Genomic DNA, 16825 nt, shown 5'->3' with positions numbered 1-16825 from the left:
GGCTTTGTAGAGATTATTATTTTGCTGCTTATTGATTCACAGCTGATTTGACACTACCTGATCCAGCCTGATCGTCCAGAAGATTAAGATCAAAGTCAAACTCATCAACACGGATCGCCTTTTCACGCTTGCGATTGTAGTCAATCAGCTGTGCATATTCGGTCTCAGTGATAACTTTGGCAATCAAGGCGTTATCCAGTGTTTCGTAGAAACGCACACCCGCTTTGATTTCGCGCTTCTTCAGGGCCTTCTTCACTTTGCTCAGCAGATCCAGACATGCAATCTTAGCTTTATATGCCTGCTCGTTGATGTCGTGTCCATCGCCCGCTTGAGGCTTGACCAGGTGAGTCAACTGGGCTTTGAACGCGGTATCCAGTTGTGCTGCCGTCGCCAACTCACGTACCATGTCATCGTTGATACGTGGCATAGCATGACCAAACTGCAGAGTCAGTACACGCATAAACTTACGCGTTCCGGCCGCCGGGAAGTTGTCCAGAAACTTATGCAATGCCTGTTCAGCTTCAACCAGTGCATAACGTGTTGCATAGTGGAAGTAAGGTGCAGCCGCTTCTCGGTCTGTAACAGCCACTTTTTGCTCATAATACTTAATAGAAGCCATCGCGGCATACAAGTAGCTCATCACATCGCCCAAACGCGCAGACAACATTTCAGCTTGTTTTAACTTTCCGCCCAAAACAAGTAGTGAAAAGTCCGCATACACTGCCAGTTTTGCTGACAAACGTTGAGCTGCTTTTTCATATTGCTGCACTTCTGGCAAACTTGATTTGCTGCCCGCCGTGAAAGGCAGCAGACCCAGCTTGAATGCACGTAAGCTATTTGCAACGCTGTAGCCAACCGTTTTGCGTAATATCTTGTTAAATGTCTTGTCAGCGTCAGCCTCTTCGCTGTGAATTGCTTCGACCATTGACTGCAGGTAAGGGTGACAACGCATTACACCTTGACCAAAAATCATCAGGTTACGGGTGAGGATGTTGGCGCCTTCTACTGTGATTGCAATTGGTTGAGCTACGTACCCGCTGGCAAGCGTATTTTGCGGACCGTTCTGAATGGCTTTACCCGCTAAGATATCCATTGCGGAGTCCAGTACGTCTCGGCCAGTTTCCGTCATGTGATACTTTGCAATTGCCGTGACCACTGAAGGCTTCAGGCCCATTCCCAGACCTTCTGTGGTTAAAACACGCATGGCTTCTTGCAGGTAAGTTTTACCTGCGATATCAGCCAGTTTTTCCTGAATGCCTTCAAACTGACCAATTGCAAGCCCGAACTGCTCACGCACTGCCGCGTACTCAGACGCAGACTTAAGCGCTACCTGACTGGTCGATACGCCCAACGCAGGTAATGAAATACCACGACCCGCCCCCAGACAGCTCACCAGCATTTGCCATCCTCGGCCGATGTTTTGCTGGCCACCGATGATGAAGTCCATCGGAATGAACACTTTCTCACCACGCGTCGTACCGTTATAGAAACGAATACCCATAGGGTCGTGGCGATTGCCCAGTTCAACACCAGGGTGTGATTTAGGGATCAGGGCACAGGTAATACCCAGAGATTCTTTACCGCCCAACAAACCTTGTGGGTCAAAGACTTTAAACGCCAGGCCCAGTACCGTGGCAATAGGCGCCAAAGTGATATAGCGTTTGTCCCAGGTCACTTCCAGGCCCAGAACCTCTTCACCGTTGTATTCACCTTTGGTTACGATCCCTTGATCAGGAATACCACCTGCATCTGAGCCGGCTTCCGGGCTGGTTAACGCAAAACATGGAATGTCAGTTCCGTTCGCCAGACGTGGCAGGTAATGTGCTTGTTGCTCTTTAGTGCCATAATGCATCAGCAACTCACCCGGGCCCAGTGAATTAGGTACCATGACAGTGACAGCCACCGCAGACGATTTGGTTGCTATGGTGCCAACAATGGTTGAATTAGCATACGGACTGAACTCTCTGCCGCCGTACTCTTTAGGAATAATGAGAGAAAAGAAACGCTCTTTTTTCAAAAATTCAAGGATGTGATCTGGCAAGTGCTTTTCGTTCTGGATCACAGAATCATCGATCATCGCCATCAATTCCTGTACCGGACCGTCCAGAAATGCTTGTTCTTCGCTGCTTAATTTGGCTTCTGGTACCGCACGCAATGCGTCAAAGTCTGGTTTGCCGCGATAGATTGAGCCTTCAAGCCAGACATCTCCCGCATCAAGCGCTTCTTGCTCGGTAACTGAAATGCTAGGCAATATTTTTCTTAGTTGTGTTCTTAAACTCATAATAAACTCATCCGACCAGATTGATATAGTTACATTACGGCACAAAATTTCGTTTAGATCAATTACTCTAAGCCTTTTTTTAACGGCTTTTTTACTGAATGGTCTGAGTTGATTAAAAAACCTATAAAGAATTAATAGCTTACAAGTGTTCGCTGAAATTTTCTTTTTGACTGTTTTTTGTTCTGAATTAAGCGTTGATGAGACTTAACCGTATCTTTGACGGAGGGAGTTATCGCACAGGGATGGTGAGCCAATTCAAAAGTCAGCCACTTGCGCAGAGCAAACTACTTGTAAAGCAATGGGACTCACGGCTAATTCTAGCCCTCGCCGGCCACCGCTCACATAAATCGTATCATGACTTAGTGCTGAGCTATGCAATATTACTGGTAAGCGCTTTTTATGCGCAAAGGGACTGATACCACCCAGTTGATACCCGGTGGCGTTTTCTGCTTGTTGTTGTGTTGCAAGCTGTGCTTTTTTACCTTTGCAACGCTTGGCAAATACTTTCAAGTCGACCAATTTACTTGCCGGTGTGACTGCGATACTCAACTTACCATCCACATTGATCACTAGCGTTTTAAACACTTGATTGGGTGATAATGCCAAGGCCTCTGTCGCTTCCTGTGCAAAATCGGTAACGTCGGGGTCGTGGTCAAACTTCAAAACTTGATAGCTGATTTTTTGTCGTTCAAGTAAGATTATCGCAGGGGTCATGGCTGATCTTCCTGGTTTTGTTTGCCTACAAATCAGTAATTGCGCTTTATCTGAATTTAAACTTACCCGATGGTGGACAAAGTGCCAAATTAGACTAAAGTCTTATTAACTCTATACGCACTGTATTATTGCAGCTTGGAGTCGTTATGAACAGGTATCTTGTTCGTATCGCGGCCGTATGTGCGGTTAGCTACGTTGCTCTGTCTTTTTTGACCAATGAATATCACTTTTGGGAAAGCAGTGTGGCCTGTGCGTCCAAGTGTAAGCGATTAGGCTGTAACGATGGACTTCTCTTAACAGGGCACAGTCGAACGGTGCTGGCATGTAAATGCACTGGAGATATGGATTATCTCATGCTTTTAAACTGAGAGAAAACGGCGCAATTAAGCGCCGTTTGTTTTTCGAGCGTTAAACATTGTCAATGACAAATGTCGTATTACTTGGTCAGGTCATCAAAGAATTTCTTCACGCCATCAAAGAAACCCTGAGCCTTGGGACGGTTTTTACCCGCATCACTGCCCATACTCTCTTCCAGCTCTTTTAGTAGCTCTTTTTGTCTCTCATTAAGGTTAACCGGTGTTTCTATCACGACTTTACAGATCAAGTCACCCACGGCGCCACTACGGACCGATTTCACGCCTTTACCGCGCATTCTGAACATTTTTCCGGTTTGGCTTTCAGAAGGCACTTTGAGGTTTGCTCTGCCATCAAGCGTCGGTACTTCAATTTCCCCGCCTAATGCTGCTGTGGTGTAGCTGATAGGCACTTCGCAGTACAGGTTATTACCATCACGGACAAAAATCGGGTGCTCTCTCACGCTCACCTGAACATACAGGTCGCCAGCAGGCGCACCGTGCATACCCGCTTCGCCCTCTCCTGACAACCTGATACGGTCGCCTGTATCAACGCCGGCAGGGATTTTAACAGACAGGGTTTTAGTCTTTTCAACACGTCCCTGCCCGTGACAAACATCACACGGATCTGAAATGACTTGCCCAGAACCTTGACAAGTTGGACAGGTTTGCTGCACGGCAAAGAAGCCCTGACGCATCTGAACCTGACCCGCACCATGACAGGTAGGGCAAGTCTTTGGTTTTGAGCCTGACTTAGCACCGCTGCCATCACAAGGCTTACAGGACACCCAGGTCGGAACCTGAATTTCGACTTCTTTGCCTCGTACCGCATCTTCCAGGCTCAAGTCTAAGCTGTAGCGCAAGTCTGCACCACGCTGTTGGCGTGACTGACGTCTGCCGCCTCCAAAAATATCACCGAATACGTCCCCGAAAATGTCACCAAAATCAGCACCGCCGCCAAATCCACCATGGCCTGCACCACCGTTTTGTTCAAAGGCAGCATGGCCGTATTGATCATACATCTGGCGTTTTTGACTATCCGTTAAGACTTCGTAGGCTTCTTTTACTTCCTTAAATTTTGCTTCCAGCTCAGCATCGCCCGCCGTTCTGTCTGGGTGATACTTCATTGCAAGGCGTTTATAGGCCTTTTTGATCTCACGTTCACCGGCGTCTTTTGATACCCCAAGAACGTCGTAATAGTCTTGTTTTGACATAGTTCTCACACATCTTACTGAGCGATCAGCCACTATGATGACCGCCTGGCGAATAGGTGTTTAATTGTGCCACAGATGAGGCTTAGTGCCTCTATTCGTCCACTTATCCGCTCTAATTTAAATACGTCAGAGCCTGCTTACCTTTGCCATTCGCGAGAATTTGAAGGATAAACAGGCCCTGTTTAGCACTCCAGGCTAGGCCTGTGTGCGCTTACAAGTCAACAATTACTTGTCGTCTTTTACTTCTTCAAACTCAGCATCTACTACATCGTCGTCAGCTTTGTTTGCTTGCTGTGCACCTGCGTCACCGCCAGCTTGTTGTTGCGCCTGCGCTTTCGCCTGAGCAATTTCCATTAGCTTCTGAGATTTTTCTGCAAGTGCCTGGGTCTTAGCATCGATTTCTTCTTTGCTTTCGCCTTTAATCGCTGTTTCCAACTCAGACAGTGCCGCTTCAATCGCTGTTTTGTCGTCAGCAGGCAGGTCGTCGCCAGCTTCTTCTACTTGCTTGCGAGTTGCGTGAACCAGAGCGTCAGCCTGGTTACGAGCGCCTACCAGCTCTTCGAACTTCTTGTCTTCTTCGGCATTTGCTTCTGCATCACGAACCATGTTTTCGATTTCATCGTCGCTCAGACCTGAAGACGCCTGAATCGTGATCTTCTGCTCTTTACCTGTGTCTTTGTCTTTCGCAGATACATGCAAGATACCATCCGCGTCAACATCAAAGGTTACTTCGATTTGCGGTACGCCGCGCTGTGCAGGACGAATACCTTCCAGGTTGAACTGGCCAAGAGACTTATTGTCGCTTGAACGCTTACGCTCACCTTGCAGTACATGGATAGTTACCGCAGACTGGTTGTCTTCTGCTGTTGAGAAAGTTTGCGACTTCTTGGTCGGGATCGTCGTGTTTTTCTCAATAAGCGCAGTCATGACCTGACCCATAGTCTCAATACCCAGAGACAGAGGACAAACGTCTAGCAGTAGTACGTCTTTTACGTCACCAGCAAGTACACCACCTTGAACCGCAGCACCAACGGCTACCGCTTCATCAGGGTTAACGTCTTTGCGAGGCTCTTTACCAAAGAACTCAGCAACTTTCTTCTGCACCAGAGGCATACGAGTTTGACCACCCACCAGGATGATGTCATTGACGTCGCTTACAGACAGGTCTGCATCAGCAAGTGCACGCTTTAGCGGCTCGATAGACTGTGCAACCAGGTCTTCAACCAGAGACTCTAGTTTTGCACGCGTCAACTTCACGTTCATGTGCTTAGGACCTGTTGCGTCAGCGGTAACATAAGGCAAGTTCACCTCAGTTTGCTGTGCAGATGAAAGCTCAATCTTCGCTTTTTCAGCTGCTTCTTTCACACGCTGCATTGCCAGAGGGTCAGTTTTCAGGTCAATGCCCTGGTCTTTCTTAAATTCAGCAACCAGATAGTTGATTACGCGGTTATCGAAATCTTCACCACCTAAGTGCGTGTCACCGTTAGTCGCCAGTACTTCGAATGTGTGCTCGCCTTCAACTTCATCAATCTCGATGATTGAGATATCGAATGTACCACCACCTAAGTCGTATACTGCAACGACGTTGTCGCCTTGTTTTTTGTCCATACCGTAGGCAAGTGCCGCAGCTGTTGGCTCGTTGATGATACGTTTTACATCAAGACCAGCAATACGGCCGGCATCTTTTGTTGCCTGACGCTGTGAATCGTTGAAGTAAGCAGGAACCGTGATTACTGCTTCTGTAACTTCTTCGCCCAGGAAATCCTCGGCAGTCTTTTTCATTTTCTTCAGGACTTCAGCAGAAATCTGAGGGGCTGCACGCTTTTCGCCACGTACTTCAACCCAGGCATCACCATTGTCTGCTTTAACAATCTGAAATGGCATGATGCTGATATCGCGCTGTACTTCTTCGTCTTCAAAACGACGACCGATCAAACGCTTAATTGCATACAGTGTGTTCTGAGGGTTAGTCACAGCCTGACGCTTTGCCGGTTGACCTACTAGCGTTTCGCCCTCTTCGGTAAATGCAATAACCGATGGCGTTGTACGATCCCCTTCAGCGTTTTCGATAACGCGTGTCTTATCACCATCAAGTACCGCTACACAAGAGTTAGTAGTACCTAAATCGATTCCAATAATTTTACCCATGTGAATCTTCTCCGACTTCAAAAATTCGTTGTTCTGTTAGATGACTTGATAAATAGGGGCGGCAATTTGTAATTCAAGCGTCACAACAAAAAAAAAGTGATTTTTTTTGAAATTTTTTCGCCATGCCGTTTTTTTCATCAAAAATTTGCTAAATTTGACATTTACACCCTGGTATGACCAGATAAGAGCATCAAAACCTAACCAAATATAAGTCCTATGACATTTGACGAACTCATTTCTCTACCCGCATTAAAAAACACACAAGCCCAGCTGACATTGCCAGCGAGCTGGGGTCAGGGAAGAACCGTATTCGGTGGTCTTTCTGCTGCACTGATGCTGCAAAGCATGCTGCATCAGCTGGGTGACCAAAACAGGCGTCTACTTTCTTTTAGCTGCAATTTTGTAGGTCCGCTTTTAAGCGACCAACCATTCGAGCTCAACACCTTATTATTACGTTCGGGAAAGAACGCAAGCCAGATGCAAACGACCATCACGCAAAATAACCAGGTTTGCCTTGTCGCCCTAGCCAGCTTTGGGAAGCCCCGTACCTCATCGGTCTCAGTACCTGCAGATGATGTCTTTACGTTGCAACAGGTTAACCCAAAACAAACGCTGCCATATACCGAAGGCGTAATGCCCGCCTTTATCCAGCATATCGACCTCAACCTTCAGCAAGGTGCATTACCATTCAGTGGCGCCGACTCAAGTCATATCGGTGGCTGGATGAAGTTCAAAACCCCTGCACAGCCTCACCTGTCAGTACTGCACTTGCTGGCACTCGCTGATGCCTGGCCGCCCACTTTGCTACAATTGTGTAAAGGCCCAACACCTGCAAGCAGTATGTCATGGTATATTGAGTTTCTCAGTGACATTGAGTTACCCGGCTTACAATGGTTTGCGATGGAGGCCGTCACACACCAGGCAGAGCATGGCTACGCAATAGAAGATGCAAAACTATTTTCACAAGATGGCAGGTTACTGGCATTGAGTAGGCAAACCGTAGCGGTATTTGACGGTTGATAAAAACAATTAAGTCACTCACACTATGTGCAGGAGTTAGTAAAGTATTGGTTGAACAGTGATAGTCGCCTGCCAGCATTGTGATTATTTAGTATCTATCAGAAATTTGGGCGAGCAGCAAAGAGCTGTTTGTCCACACTGCGGTAATGTGCTCGCCACAACTCAGCGCAACTATGCTCAGTGGATAGCCGCGTTTAGCCTATCCTCTATTATATTTCTGCTGCTAAGCTTACAACCACATTTTATATCTTATGCCCAGCACGGCCTCAAACAAACCATCAGCCTGATGGCTGCCATTATGCAGCTGGCCGAGAATTACAGTGTCTTTTTAGCCGCGTTGCTTAGTGTAAGCATTGTTATCTTACCGCTCATTGCCAGTACTCTGATACTGATGGTTCACACCCCTATTTGGCAAAAGCTCAACCCGCATAATGCCCGTGTTGTTGCGAAATTCATTATGACCCTGAGACCGCTCAACCTCGCCGATATTTTTTTGGTCGCGGTATTAATTAGCGCGTTCAAGCTCACTGCATTTGCAGAAATAGAGGTCGGCCTTGGCTTTTGGGCCTATATTCTGTTTGTCCTATGCTTTATTGAGACCCTGTCTTTGTTGAGCCAACATCAGTTGTGGCAATTGCAACAGGCGCATTTCACGCCAACGATAGAACATTGCGCTAAACGGGCAAGCTCCCAACAATTAAAGCAATGTCATGTCTGTCAGCAAATCAGCCGCAGTGAACACTGCCCACGTTGCCTGGCAAAATTAACCTATAGAAAAAATAACTCGATTGCACGCAGCGCGGCCTGGATGTTCACCTCTTTGGTATTTATGGTTCCCGCCTTATCTTTTCCTATCATGGACACCATCAACTTAGGTTTGCATACGCCTGCTACAATATATGGTGGTGTTGAAGTATTGTGGCGAAATGGCTCATATCCTATCGCCATTGTAATTTTCATTGCCAGTATCTGCATTCCTTTACTCAAAGCAGGTACCTTGTTTTATTTACTGTATCGAGTCAGACGCCCAGTCAATCCAAAGGTGACCGCTAAGTTTTATCGTGCACTGGAAGCAGTTGGAAAATGGTCCATGATAGACGTTTTCGTCGTGATTCTCTTGGTTTCTCTCGTTCAGCTTGGTACTGTACTGAGCGTTGAGCCGCAGCCTGGCATTGTATTTTTTACTGCCATGGTTATTTGCCAGATCTTCGCAGTGAACAATTTTGACCCTCGACTACTTTGGGACTCTCTGAACAGACATGAATAAAGAAGCACATATCGAGCCCAAACCCAGGCTTTCAGTCATCTGGATTGTGCCCCTGTTGGCCGTATTTATTACCGGGTGGATGCTCTACCAGCACCAACAAAATAAAGGCCATCAAATATACATCAAGATGAAAAATGCAGATGGTGTTATTGCAGGAAAGACTGAGATTAGAGTCAGAAGTGTTAAGGTTGGTGTGGTAGAGTCTTTACGCCTGCAAGTGGAGCAAAAAGCCGTTGTAGCTACCGTTCGAATGGACAAACACTACGATAGCTTGCTAACGGAAGATGCAAAGTTTTGGATAGTAAAACCTCGTATTGACCAATCCGGGATCAGTGGGCTCAACACTCTGCTATCCGGTGTATACATCGAATTATTACCTGGCGAAAGCAAACAACGCACCAGCCTGTATACACTGCAAGACCAACCCGCACTTATATCCACCGATGTGGAAGGTTTACGGTATCAACTCAGCTCTTCCAGCGGTGAGGTGCTAGATGTGGGAACTGGCATTTTTTTTCGCAACTATCATATCGGACAGATTGAAAGCGCCATATTTAATACTGACACACTGCAAATGGAATACGGTATTTTTATTGACTCTCCTTATGACAAACTCGTTACCCATAATGCCATTTTTTGGATCAACTCCGGGGTTGAGATCTCTTTGACCAGCGAAGGGATTAATCTCAACACCGGCTCTTTGGCTAAAATGATCAAAGGGGGCATCTCCATCGACTACCCACCTGAGCAAGGGGGCGGAGAAATTGCCACCGAAGGCCGAGCATTTAAATTGCACCAGAATTTTGCGGTTGCACTGGAACGACGTTTTGATTTATTTGATCACTACCTGGTTGAGTTTGAGCAGTCGATTCGCGGTTTAAAACCGGGTGCCCCAGTGGAGTATCGCGGTATGCGAGTCGGTACTGTGGAACAGGTGCCTGCAAGGCTCGAACGTGATGGACTGCCACTTTACTTCCAGCAAGGCAACACATCCATTCCCGTTTTAATAAAAATTGAATATGGTCGCATCTATGAAGTTGATGCAAAAGCTAAGCAATATTGGCAAGAAAATATAGAACAATGGGTTAAAAATGGCTTAAGAGCATCACTAAAAAGTGGTAATATTTTAACAGGTGCGGTATATATAGAGCTAGATTTTTACAATTCCACCCATCCGACCAGTTTAGGAATGGATTACGCGTACCCCGTATTACCGAGTGTACCTAGTGGATTTACGGCCTTGTCAGAGCAAGTGATGGCTTTGTTGAACAAGCTGAATAAATTGCCTCTGGACAACTCGCTCAACGAGGCACAAAAAACAATGCAGGCGTTTACAGCATTGGCTGAGGAAACGCAGGCACTGGTGAATGGTTTCAACACAACGAAAGTATCAGAGAAAGTGGAAAAGAACTTAACACAATTACAGGGAACGCTGACACAGCTTACAGCCAGCCTGAAACAATTTGAGAAAACGCTGAACAATTATCAGAAAGGGTCTGGTATGGTCGAACAGTTGACAGACACCCTGCAAGAACTGGAAAGCTTAAGCAATTCGCTTAAGCCAGTCTCAAAAGGCCTTAACGAACAACCCAATATGTTGCTGTTCGATAAAGATACTCTGGCAGACCCAGAACCGCGGAAGCAACAGTAATGAAAGGCGTAATCGCGTTAATTGCGCTATTCATGATGGGCTGCACAGGCTCAGCGCCTGCACAGTATAACTACTATCGGTTTAATACCTCTCATGCCGAAGCTGGGGATCACGGCACTGAACAGCCCAGAATCTATTTAGATCAGATTAATATCATCGGAGTCGCAGACCAGCAAGCCCTTGTTCAGTACACAGGCGAGCATACTGTCCATATCGCCAATTACCATTACTGGGCTGAACACCCAAAATTGTTGCTTACTAAGGAAACGCTGCGCTATCTGAACGAAACCGGATTTACCCCTGTCTTAACGGTCAATGCAAGTGAGTTCAAACAAGGTGAATACAGGGTATTGATTGAAGTGTCAGACTTGGCAGGCCATTACCAGCAGGGCGCAATACTGCGAGGTAGCTGGCACCTCTACGACACTTCAGCCGAAGGCACCACTCTGTTAGGTGTGCATCCGTTTAACTATAGCGCTCCCCTTGATGAGGATGGATTCGACGCACTGATCACCGCCCACCAGAACAACTGGCAGCAATTAATGAAATACTTGCAATCAGAAATTGCCTCCGTTGTACGTTGAAGAAACTATTTATTGAGCTGATTTATATATAAGTTGGTCTGTTCCATGTCTGGTACCAGTTGAAATGTGCCAACCAATAAAAAGTTCAGCTTTCTTAACAATTTATTACTCGCATTATTCTCTGGTGTAGTAATCGCACCTAACGCATTATATTTACCACAGTCGCGAACAAACGTTAGTAAAGCTTGTGCCGCTTCAAACGCGTAACCTTTACCACACTGTCTATCTAAAAATGCATAACCCAGATCAGGAAAGGCGAGATAAGGCCGCTGGTAGAGCCCGCAAATTCCAATTGCGGTTCCGTCGTGCAATGTAACAATATAGGGACTCGGTGCCGCCAAATCGTAAGGTGTAAAAAATGCACTTTCTATATAGTTTTGTGCATCTTCCAGTGTTCTTATTTGTTTATCCGCAACATTGTCGATAAAACTCTGCTGGTTGAGAAGCTCATAAATTAACTCAGCATCGGAGATCCTGGCGCGACGCAGGAGCAGACGCTCAGTTTGAGTTATGATATCCGCCATAAAAAATTCCCTTAATATACAAAGCGGGGCAACTGCCCCGCCAGGTTGATAACAACTTATTCGAACCGTGCTTTTTTATAAAACTCATCCATGGAGTTTACCTTTACTTCATTAGGCAGGGTTGCGAAAGGTTTGTCAGCAAACTTTTTACCACGGATCTGAATGTTCAGCCTCGCAGAGTCTTCATTAAGCATACTCTGAGCAAAGTAAGATTTAAGATCTGCCAAAGTTACCTGCTTGGTTGCTTCGATTAGTTTGGCTCTCGAATCAAAAGTCAGGTTGTTACGGTACCAATCTATGAGAATTGGCTGCGATTCCTCGGCAAGGTTTTTAGGCGCTTCTGACAGAGAGAGTAACGCCGCACCTTTGAGTTGATTGAAGGTGCCTTCGTCAAGCTCATTGAGTACCTTTGCATATTCCTGCCTGTATGCATCGAATCGAGCCTGCATTGCTTGTACATCCAACACCGGGGTTTGAATATAAAAGCCCAGTACAGAGTATTCATCGATCCCCTGTGCTATCGCCCCTACAGCATAAGCAAGCTGCTCCTCCGTGCGCAGCGCATTGAAAAGGTGGCTATTCAGGTGCGATTTCAGCACCAGTGCTGCGGCTTTTTGCGCATACCCTGGCGTGGGATGCACATACATATCGACAATAGCGACATCTGCCGTATCCGTATCCTGTTGCCAGACCAGAGCTTTGCCAGCTTGTGGTTGCAAGAATTTAGCTCTCACATAATCATTATGCTGTGCGGGCTTGTTAAGGGTACTCTTAACAACCTCGACAACATCTGCCAGAAACGCTTTATTGTAGTTTCCATAACCAAATATACGTACAGTATGCTGATTCAGCAGTTCATTTTGTGCCTTTACGAAAGCGTCTGGGGTCATTTTACCTGCAATATCAATCAATACATCTTCATCAAAGTTGCCTGAGCGCACCAGAGCTTGATAGCGACCAAACGCCTGGTAAAATGGGAATTGTTGACTTTGATTTTGAATATTTCTGATAAACCTGTCGGCAGCCTGCTCCAGCTGCTTTTGGCTCGGTTGCACCTTAAAACCATCCAGTGCCTGCGATAGTAAAGCACCTTGTTTATCGGTAAACCCAGATATAGTCAGTATTAATCCGCTATTTACACCAAGCCTTAGCCCCATGCCAGCAACGGATGCCTCGGTCAGTAACTTTGCTTTTTCAATCGAATATAAATCTGCCCACAAAGCGGCAGCTACCTGAACCTGTGCACTGTCTAACGTCTTTGGAGAATTAATATGTATCTGTAAGCGCCCTTTTGGCTGTGTGTTATATTTTTCACTGGTTTTCTGCCAAACCGCAACGGTACTGTCCTGATAAACCTTATTAACGCTGTCTTCTTGTTCTGATTGCGTCACTATATCAAATTGCTCGGGAAGCAAACGGTTTATGCTTGGTAACGCGAGCTCGGGATTTATACTTGTCTGCCAGGAGACAAGCTCATGTTCAGGAATATCGACAACCTTATAGCGACCATCATAAAAGTGTAGTTGCTGGTCTTGAGGTTCGCTTTTACTGATGTACCAAACGCGAAGCCGCTGAGCATTTAGCTGTTCCAGTACTTCAGTGACGGCCTGTTCGTTAAAATCGGCAAAGAAGTAAGGGGCATTTATCGCATGGTTTACAGGAAACTTTTGCATGCTATCTGCAAGGCCAGAAACATAATCAAACTCATCTCCTCGCTCTAAAAATCTGAACTGGTTAGCCAGCGACGTTTTTATTTCTTTAAAATATTTACGGTCTACGCCTTGCTCTTTGATAAGCTGGATATACTGCATGACTATCGCAACGGCCTGCTCCCGATGGCTCATACCCAGATCCGTGAGTTGGATATCAACAGACAAAGAACCATAGTTGCCATATAAGTCAGGTACCGCATTGGCTGTCAGTTCTGAGATCCAGCCTTTTCTTTTTAGCACCTGTGCCGGGCTACCCTGCATTTCGTTACTCAGTAAATAGGTTACAAAGTAGTTAGGTTTAAACGCAAACTCATCCATGTTATTGGCAATTGTAAAATCCAGCTTCAAGGTTTTCACATCTTCATTCGGGACGTAATGAATGCGCTTTTGCCCTATCTCTGCAAAATCTAGTTGTGTCGTTACACTTGGCGTTTTAATTTGCTTGTTTTTAATCGTTGCAAAGTGTCTGCGTGCTTTTTCTGCCATCTCGGGCAAAGGTAAATTGGAAATCATCGCCAATTTCATGATATTGGACGAATAATATTTGTTATAAAAAGCGACCGTTTCTTCATGCAGGTTACTATCTGGTTTATCGCCCAGTGTTTCATTGTTACCAATTAAGAATCTATTTGCGGGGTGGTTGCCCATCATGCTACGCGATAATTTATATTGACCAAAAAAGTCCATCTCACGGCGCATAGACCACTCTGCATTGACCGCATTTTTCTCTTTGTCTGTGTACTCTGGGTAGAGCTTAGGCGATTTGAAGAAATCTGAAAAACGATCAAGCGCTTCATCATAAGCCTGGTTATTTACCTTGAACATATAGTTAGTAATGTCTAACCAGGTGTAGGCGTTATGTGTCCCACCGTTACGGCTCATAAAATCTTTGTAGCCTTGCGTATCAGGATAGCGTTCGGTTCCTAAAAAAAGCATATGTTCGAGATAATGTGCCATCCCTTGCTGGGACATAGGGTCATGTAGTAAGCCAACGCCCACACTCAGTGCTGCAGCAGACTTCTCCACTTCAGGGTCTGAAACCAGGATTACCTCAATACCATTAGACAAAGTAAGTGTCTGATACTGTCTTTGATCATTGGGGCTGACAACGAGCGATTTTGCTAGGGGCACAGCTGCAGGTTTCGCGGCTCCGTGATAAGTAGACACACACCCTGATAACAAAGCCAGTGCAATGCTGGCGACTACCATAGTTTTTTTCATTAACTATCCATCTCAATATAATTATTCTGGTCTTGAGGCCATCCCTTAAGGCGACCTTAGTACCCAAACGCTACCATCTTATCTCTGTTTAATTCAATGGTTATTGGGCATTAAAATAAGGTCGTAAGGTCTCAAATACACTTTTTCCCTTATAGCGATTAGTAATAACAACAAGAAAACCTAAAAGAATTATTTATCACACAGTTTTTTCTATTTGATAACATTACATGCAAACAATAATGCAAACGTTGGATCATCAGGGGCACACATAATGGAAATAAATCAATCTATATGCGACTTTGGACTTCATAGCGGCGAACCTTACAGCAAGCTGCCTGCCAGCTTTCTCAATTGGATGGTTGCCACCGGACATGCCAAACAATCTCTGGCTAAAGAAGAGCTGACTCGAAGACACAATGCTGTGTGTGACTCCAGAATGAAGTCAAAAATTCAATAATCGGCTATATTTGCTTAGAGCTTTTAGTTTAAACTAAGGCGCATAGAAAGACCCCACTGAAGTAGACTTATGCGCTTTATCATTCCATCGCTGTTGGCACTATCGCTTTCAGCTTGCTATACAACACAACAAACTGAATCTGATCTAACGCTCAACCCTGTTCATTATCTTACTGTGCTTCACACCAATGATCACCATGGCCGCTTTTGGCATAATGAAGACGGTGAATATGGCATGGCAGCACGAAAAACCCTGATAGACAAATTAAGAGCAGAGGCCAACGCACAAGGCCACAGCCTAGTGCTGTTGTCTGGCGGTGACATTAACACAGGAGTACCAGAGTCAGATCTTCAGCATGCAGAGCCCGACTTCAAGGGAATGAGCTTACTTGGTTATGATGCAATGGCCATCGGTAATCACGAATTTGATAACCCACTTGATGTCCTGGACAAGCAAATTGCTTGGTCTAACTTTCCGCTTTTATCTGCCAACATATTGCATAAACACAGCGGTGAGCACGCTTATCAAGCGTATACGATAATAGAAAAGCAGGGCCTGAAAATCGCGGTTATAGGTTTAACGACGATAGATACTGTGAAAATCGCCAACCCTGAATTCGTTGGCGGCCTCGACTTTGTAGAGCCAGCTCCCATTACTGCTCAACTATCCCAACGTATCAGGCAACAATACAACCCAGACGTAACAATCGCAGTAACGCATATGGGTCACTATCATGACGCTGCTTATGGCATCAATGCACCGGGAGATGTCACGCTGGCTCGTAATGTGCCTGCCGGTACTCTGGACATGATCATAGGAGGTCACTCGCAGGAACCTATCTGCATAGATGAAAATGGCGAAGAAGATCCTGACTTTGCTCCTGGCAAAGCATGTAAGCCGGATCAGCAAAACGGCGTCTGGATTATGCAGGCTCATGAATGGGGAAAATACGTAGGTAAAGCGGTTTTCAGAATATCTGGAAATGAGAAAACGCTTGAAAGCTATGAATTGATCCCTGTGAACCTAAAAGATGAACAGGGTCAGTGGGCACATGATTACATAGAACATGACCCGGAGTTAAAAGCATTTTTAGCCCCTTATCAAAAGACCGGAGAAAGCAAAATTGCGGGCGCCGTTGGGGAAGTCGATGCGTTCTTAGATGGCCGCAGAGACACAGTTCGTTTCAGACAAAGCCCCCTTGGCGATTTGGTCATTAAAGCACAAATGGCAGCCGTAGGTGCAGATTTCGGACTCATCAGCGGCGGAGGGATAAGAGCCAGTATAAAAGCCGGGGAAGTCAGCTACAAAGATATTTTGACAGTGCATCCGTTTCGAAACCGGATCACCTACATAGACTGGACTGGTCAGGAGCTCATCGACTATATGTCAGTTGTTAGCATGTTTCCGCCAGACTCAGGCGCTTATTTGCAATATCATGGTATCGAGTTCGATATACACGATGGCAAGCTGACAAATGTGAAGATACAAGGAGAGCTCGTTGATCCAAATAAAACTTATCGAATGAGCATTAACAGCTACAACGCAGCTGGTGGAGATGGTTACCCTGTATTAACTGACTTACCTGGATATACAGCCACCGATAGTACCGATGCACAGGTTTTGAGAGATTTTATTGAACGCCACTCCCCCATTAAGCTATCAACATTATCAGACTAGCT

At 45.7% G+C, this 16825-nt stretch carries 12 protein-coding genes; 6 read left to right on the top strand and 6 right to left on the bottom strand.

Features of this window, described 5'->3' with window-relative positions; genetic code table 11:
- Positions 1-28: 28 nt before the first annotated feature.
- The 4 genes from NH568_RS19285 to dnaK all read right to left on the bottom strand — a co-directional run bounded on the left by NH568_RS19285 (position 29) and on the right by dnaK (position 6731).
- Positions 29-2281 carry an acyl-CoA dehydrogenase gene (locus tag NH568_RS19285; RefSeq protein ID WP_253049923.1) on the bottom strand — a complete coding sequence of 751 codons (2253 nt, stop codon included), beginning with the start codon at positions 2279-2281 and terminating at the stop codon, positions 29-31.
- Positions 2282-2536: 255 nt separating this feature from the next.
- On the bottom strand, positions 2537-2995 hold the full coding sequence (locus NH568_RS19280) for an aminoacyl-tRNA deacylase (protein WP_253049921.1): 459 nt from the start codon (positions 2993-2995) through the stop codon (positions 2537-2539).
- Between the two features lie 436 nt (positions 2996-3431).
- Positions 3432-4562, bottom strand: a complete 1131-nt coding sequence (gene dnaJ / locus NH568_RS19275; RefSeq protein WP_253049919.1) for a molecular chaperone DnaJ — start codon at positions 4560-4562, stop codon at positions 3432-3434.
- A 225-nt stretch (positions 4563-4787) separates the two neighbouring features.
- The gene (gene dnaK, locus NH568_RS19270; RefSeq protein WP_290444363.1) at positions 4788-6731 is read right to left on the bottom strand and encodes a molecular chaperone DnaK; all 1944 of its coding nucleotides are present in this window, start codon (positions 6729-6731) and stop codon (positions 4788-4790) included.
- A 195-nt stretch (positions 6732-6926) separates the two neighbouring features.
- Here dnaK and NH568_RS19265 point away from each other — a divergent pair, with 195 nt between their 5' ends.
- Genes NH568_RS19265 through NH568_RS19250 form a run of 4 tightly spaced genes read left to right on the top strand, consistent with a single transcriptional unit; the run spans position 6927 to position 11232 of the window.
- Positions 6927-7730: a thioesterase family protein gene (locus tag NH568_RS19265; RefSeq protein WP_253049915.1), complete on the top strand. Its 804-nt coding sequence runs from the start codon at positions 6927-6929 to the stop codon at positions 7728-7730.
- Between the two features lie 58 nt (positions 7731-7788).
- Positions 7789-8997, top strand: coding sequence for a paraquat-inducible protein A (locus tag NH568_RS19260; protein ID WP_253049913.1), 1209 nt, complete (start codon positions 7789-7791; stop codon positions 8995-8997).
- Positions 8990-10648: an intermembrane transport protein PqiB gene (gene pqiB / locus NH568_RS19255; protein ID WP_253049911.1), complete on the top strand. Its 1659-nt coding sequence runs from the start codon at positions 8990-8992 to the stop codon at positions 10646-10648. The genes NH568_RS19260 and pqiB overlap by 8 nt, the downstream gene beginning before the upstream one ends.
- Entirely contained in the window at positions 10648-11232 is a 585-nt protein-coding gene (locus NH568_RS19250; protein ID WP_253049909.1) for a PqiC family protein, read from the top strand. Before pqiB ends, NH568_RS19250 begins: the two co-directional genes overlap by 1 nt.
- A gap of 5 nt (positions 11233-11237) precedes the next feature.
- Here the strand turns inward: NH568_RS19250 and NH568_RS19245 are convergent, their stop codons facing one another.
- Positions 11238-11756 carry a GNAT family N-acetyltransferase gene (locus NH568_RS19245; RefSeq protein ID WP_253049907.1) on the bottom strand — a complete coding sequence of 173 codons (519 nt, stop codon included), beginning with the start codon at positions 11754-11756 and terminating at the stop codon, positions 11238-11240.
- 56 nt (positions 11757-11812) lie between these two features.
- Positions 11813-14689, bottom strand: a complete 2877-nt coding sequence (locus NH568_RS19240) for an insulinase family protein (protein WP_253049905.1) — start codon at positions 14687-14689, stop codon at positions 11813-11815.
- Between the two features lie 271 nt (positions 14690-14960).
- Between NH568_RS19240 and NH568_RS19235 the strand changes: the two genes are divergently transcribed.
- The gene (locus NH568_RS19235) at positions 14961-15146 is read left to right on the top strand and encodes a hypothetical protein (RefSeq protein ID WP_253049903.1); all 186 of its coding nucleotides are present in this window, start codon (positions 14961-14963) and stop codon (positions 15144-15146) included.
- A 69-nt stretch (positions 15147-15215) separates the two neighbouring features.
- Positions 15216-16823, top strand: coding sequence for a bifunctional UDP-sugar hydrolase/5'-nucleotidase UshA (gene ushA / locus NH568_RS19230; RefSeq protein ID WP_253049902.1), 1608 nt, complete (start codon positions 15216-15218; stop codon positions 16821-16823).
- Positions 16824-16825: the final 2 nt, after the last annotated feature.

It is taken from the genome of Pseudoalteromonas sp. XMcav2-N, from assembly GCF_024124545.1.
Taxonomy (GTDB): domain Bacteria; phylum Pseudomonadota; class Gammaproteobacteria; order Enterobacterales; family Alteromonadaceae; genus Pseudoalteromonas.
The sequence above is the reverse complement of the archived record's forward strand: the minus strand, read 5'-3'. Positions and strand labels throughout refer to the sequence as shown.

Coding starts and splice junctions, on each gene's coding strand:
- ushA (WP_253049902.1), top strand. CDS start 15,216: ATGCGCTTTATCATTCCATCGCTGTTGGCACTATCGCTTTCAGCTTGC.
- NH568_RS19235 (WP_253049903.1), top strand. CDS start 14,961: ATGGAAATAAATCAATCTATATGCGACTTTGGACTTCATAGCGGCGAA.
- pqiB (WP_253049911.1), top strand. CDS start 8,990: ATGAATAAAGAAGCACATATCGAGCCCAAACCCAGGCTTTCAGTCATC.
- NH568_RS19250 (WP_253049909.1), top strand. CDS start 10,648: ATGAAAGGCGTAATCGCGTTAATTGCGCTATTCATGATGGGCTGCACA.
- NH568_RS19265 (WP_253049915.1), top strand. CDS start 6,927: ATGACATTTGACGAACTCATTTCTCTACCCGCATTAAAAAACACACAA.
- dnaJ (WP_253049919.1), bottom strand. CDS start 4,562: ATGTCAAAACAAGACTATTACGACGTTCTTGGGGTATCAAAAGACGCC.
- NH568_RS19285 (WP_253049923.1), bottom strand. CDS start 2,281: ATGAGTTTAAGAACACAACTAAGAAAAATATTGCCTAGCATTTCAGTT.
- NH568_RS19280 (WP_253049921.1), bottom strand. CDS start 2,995: ATGACCCCTGCGATAATCTTACTTGAACGACAAAAAATCAGCTATCAA.
- NH568_RS19240 (WP_253049905.1), bottom strand. CDS start 14,689: ATGAAAAAAACTATGGTAGTCGCCAGCATTGCACTGGCTTTGTTATCA.
- NH568_RS19245 (WP_253049907.1), bottom strand. CDS start 11,756: ATGGCGGATATCATAACTCAAACTGAGCGTCTGCTCCTGCGTCGCGCC.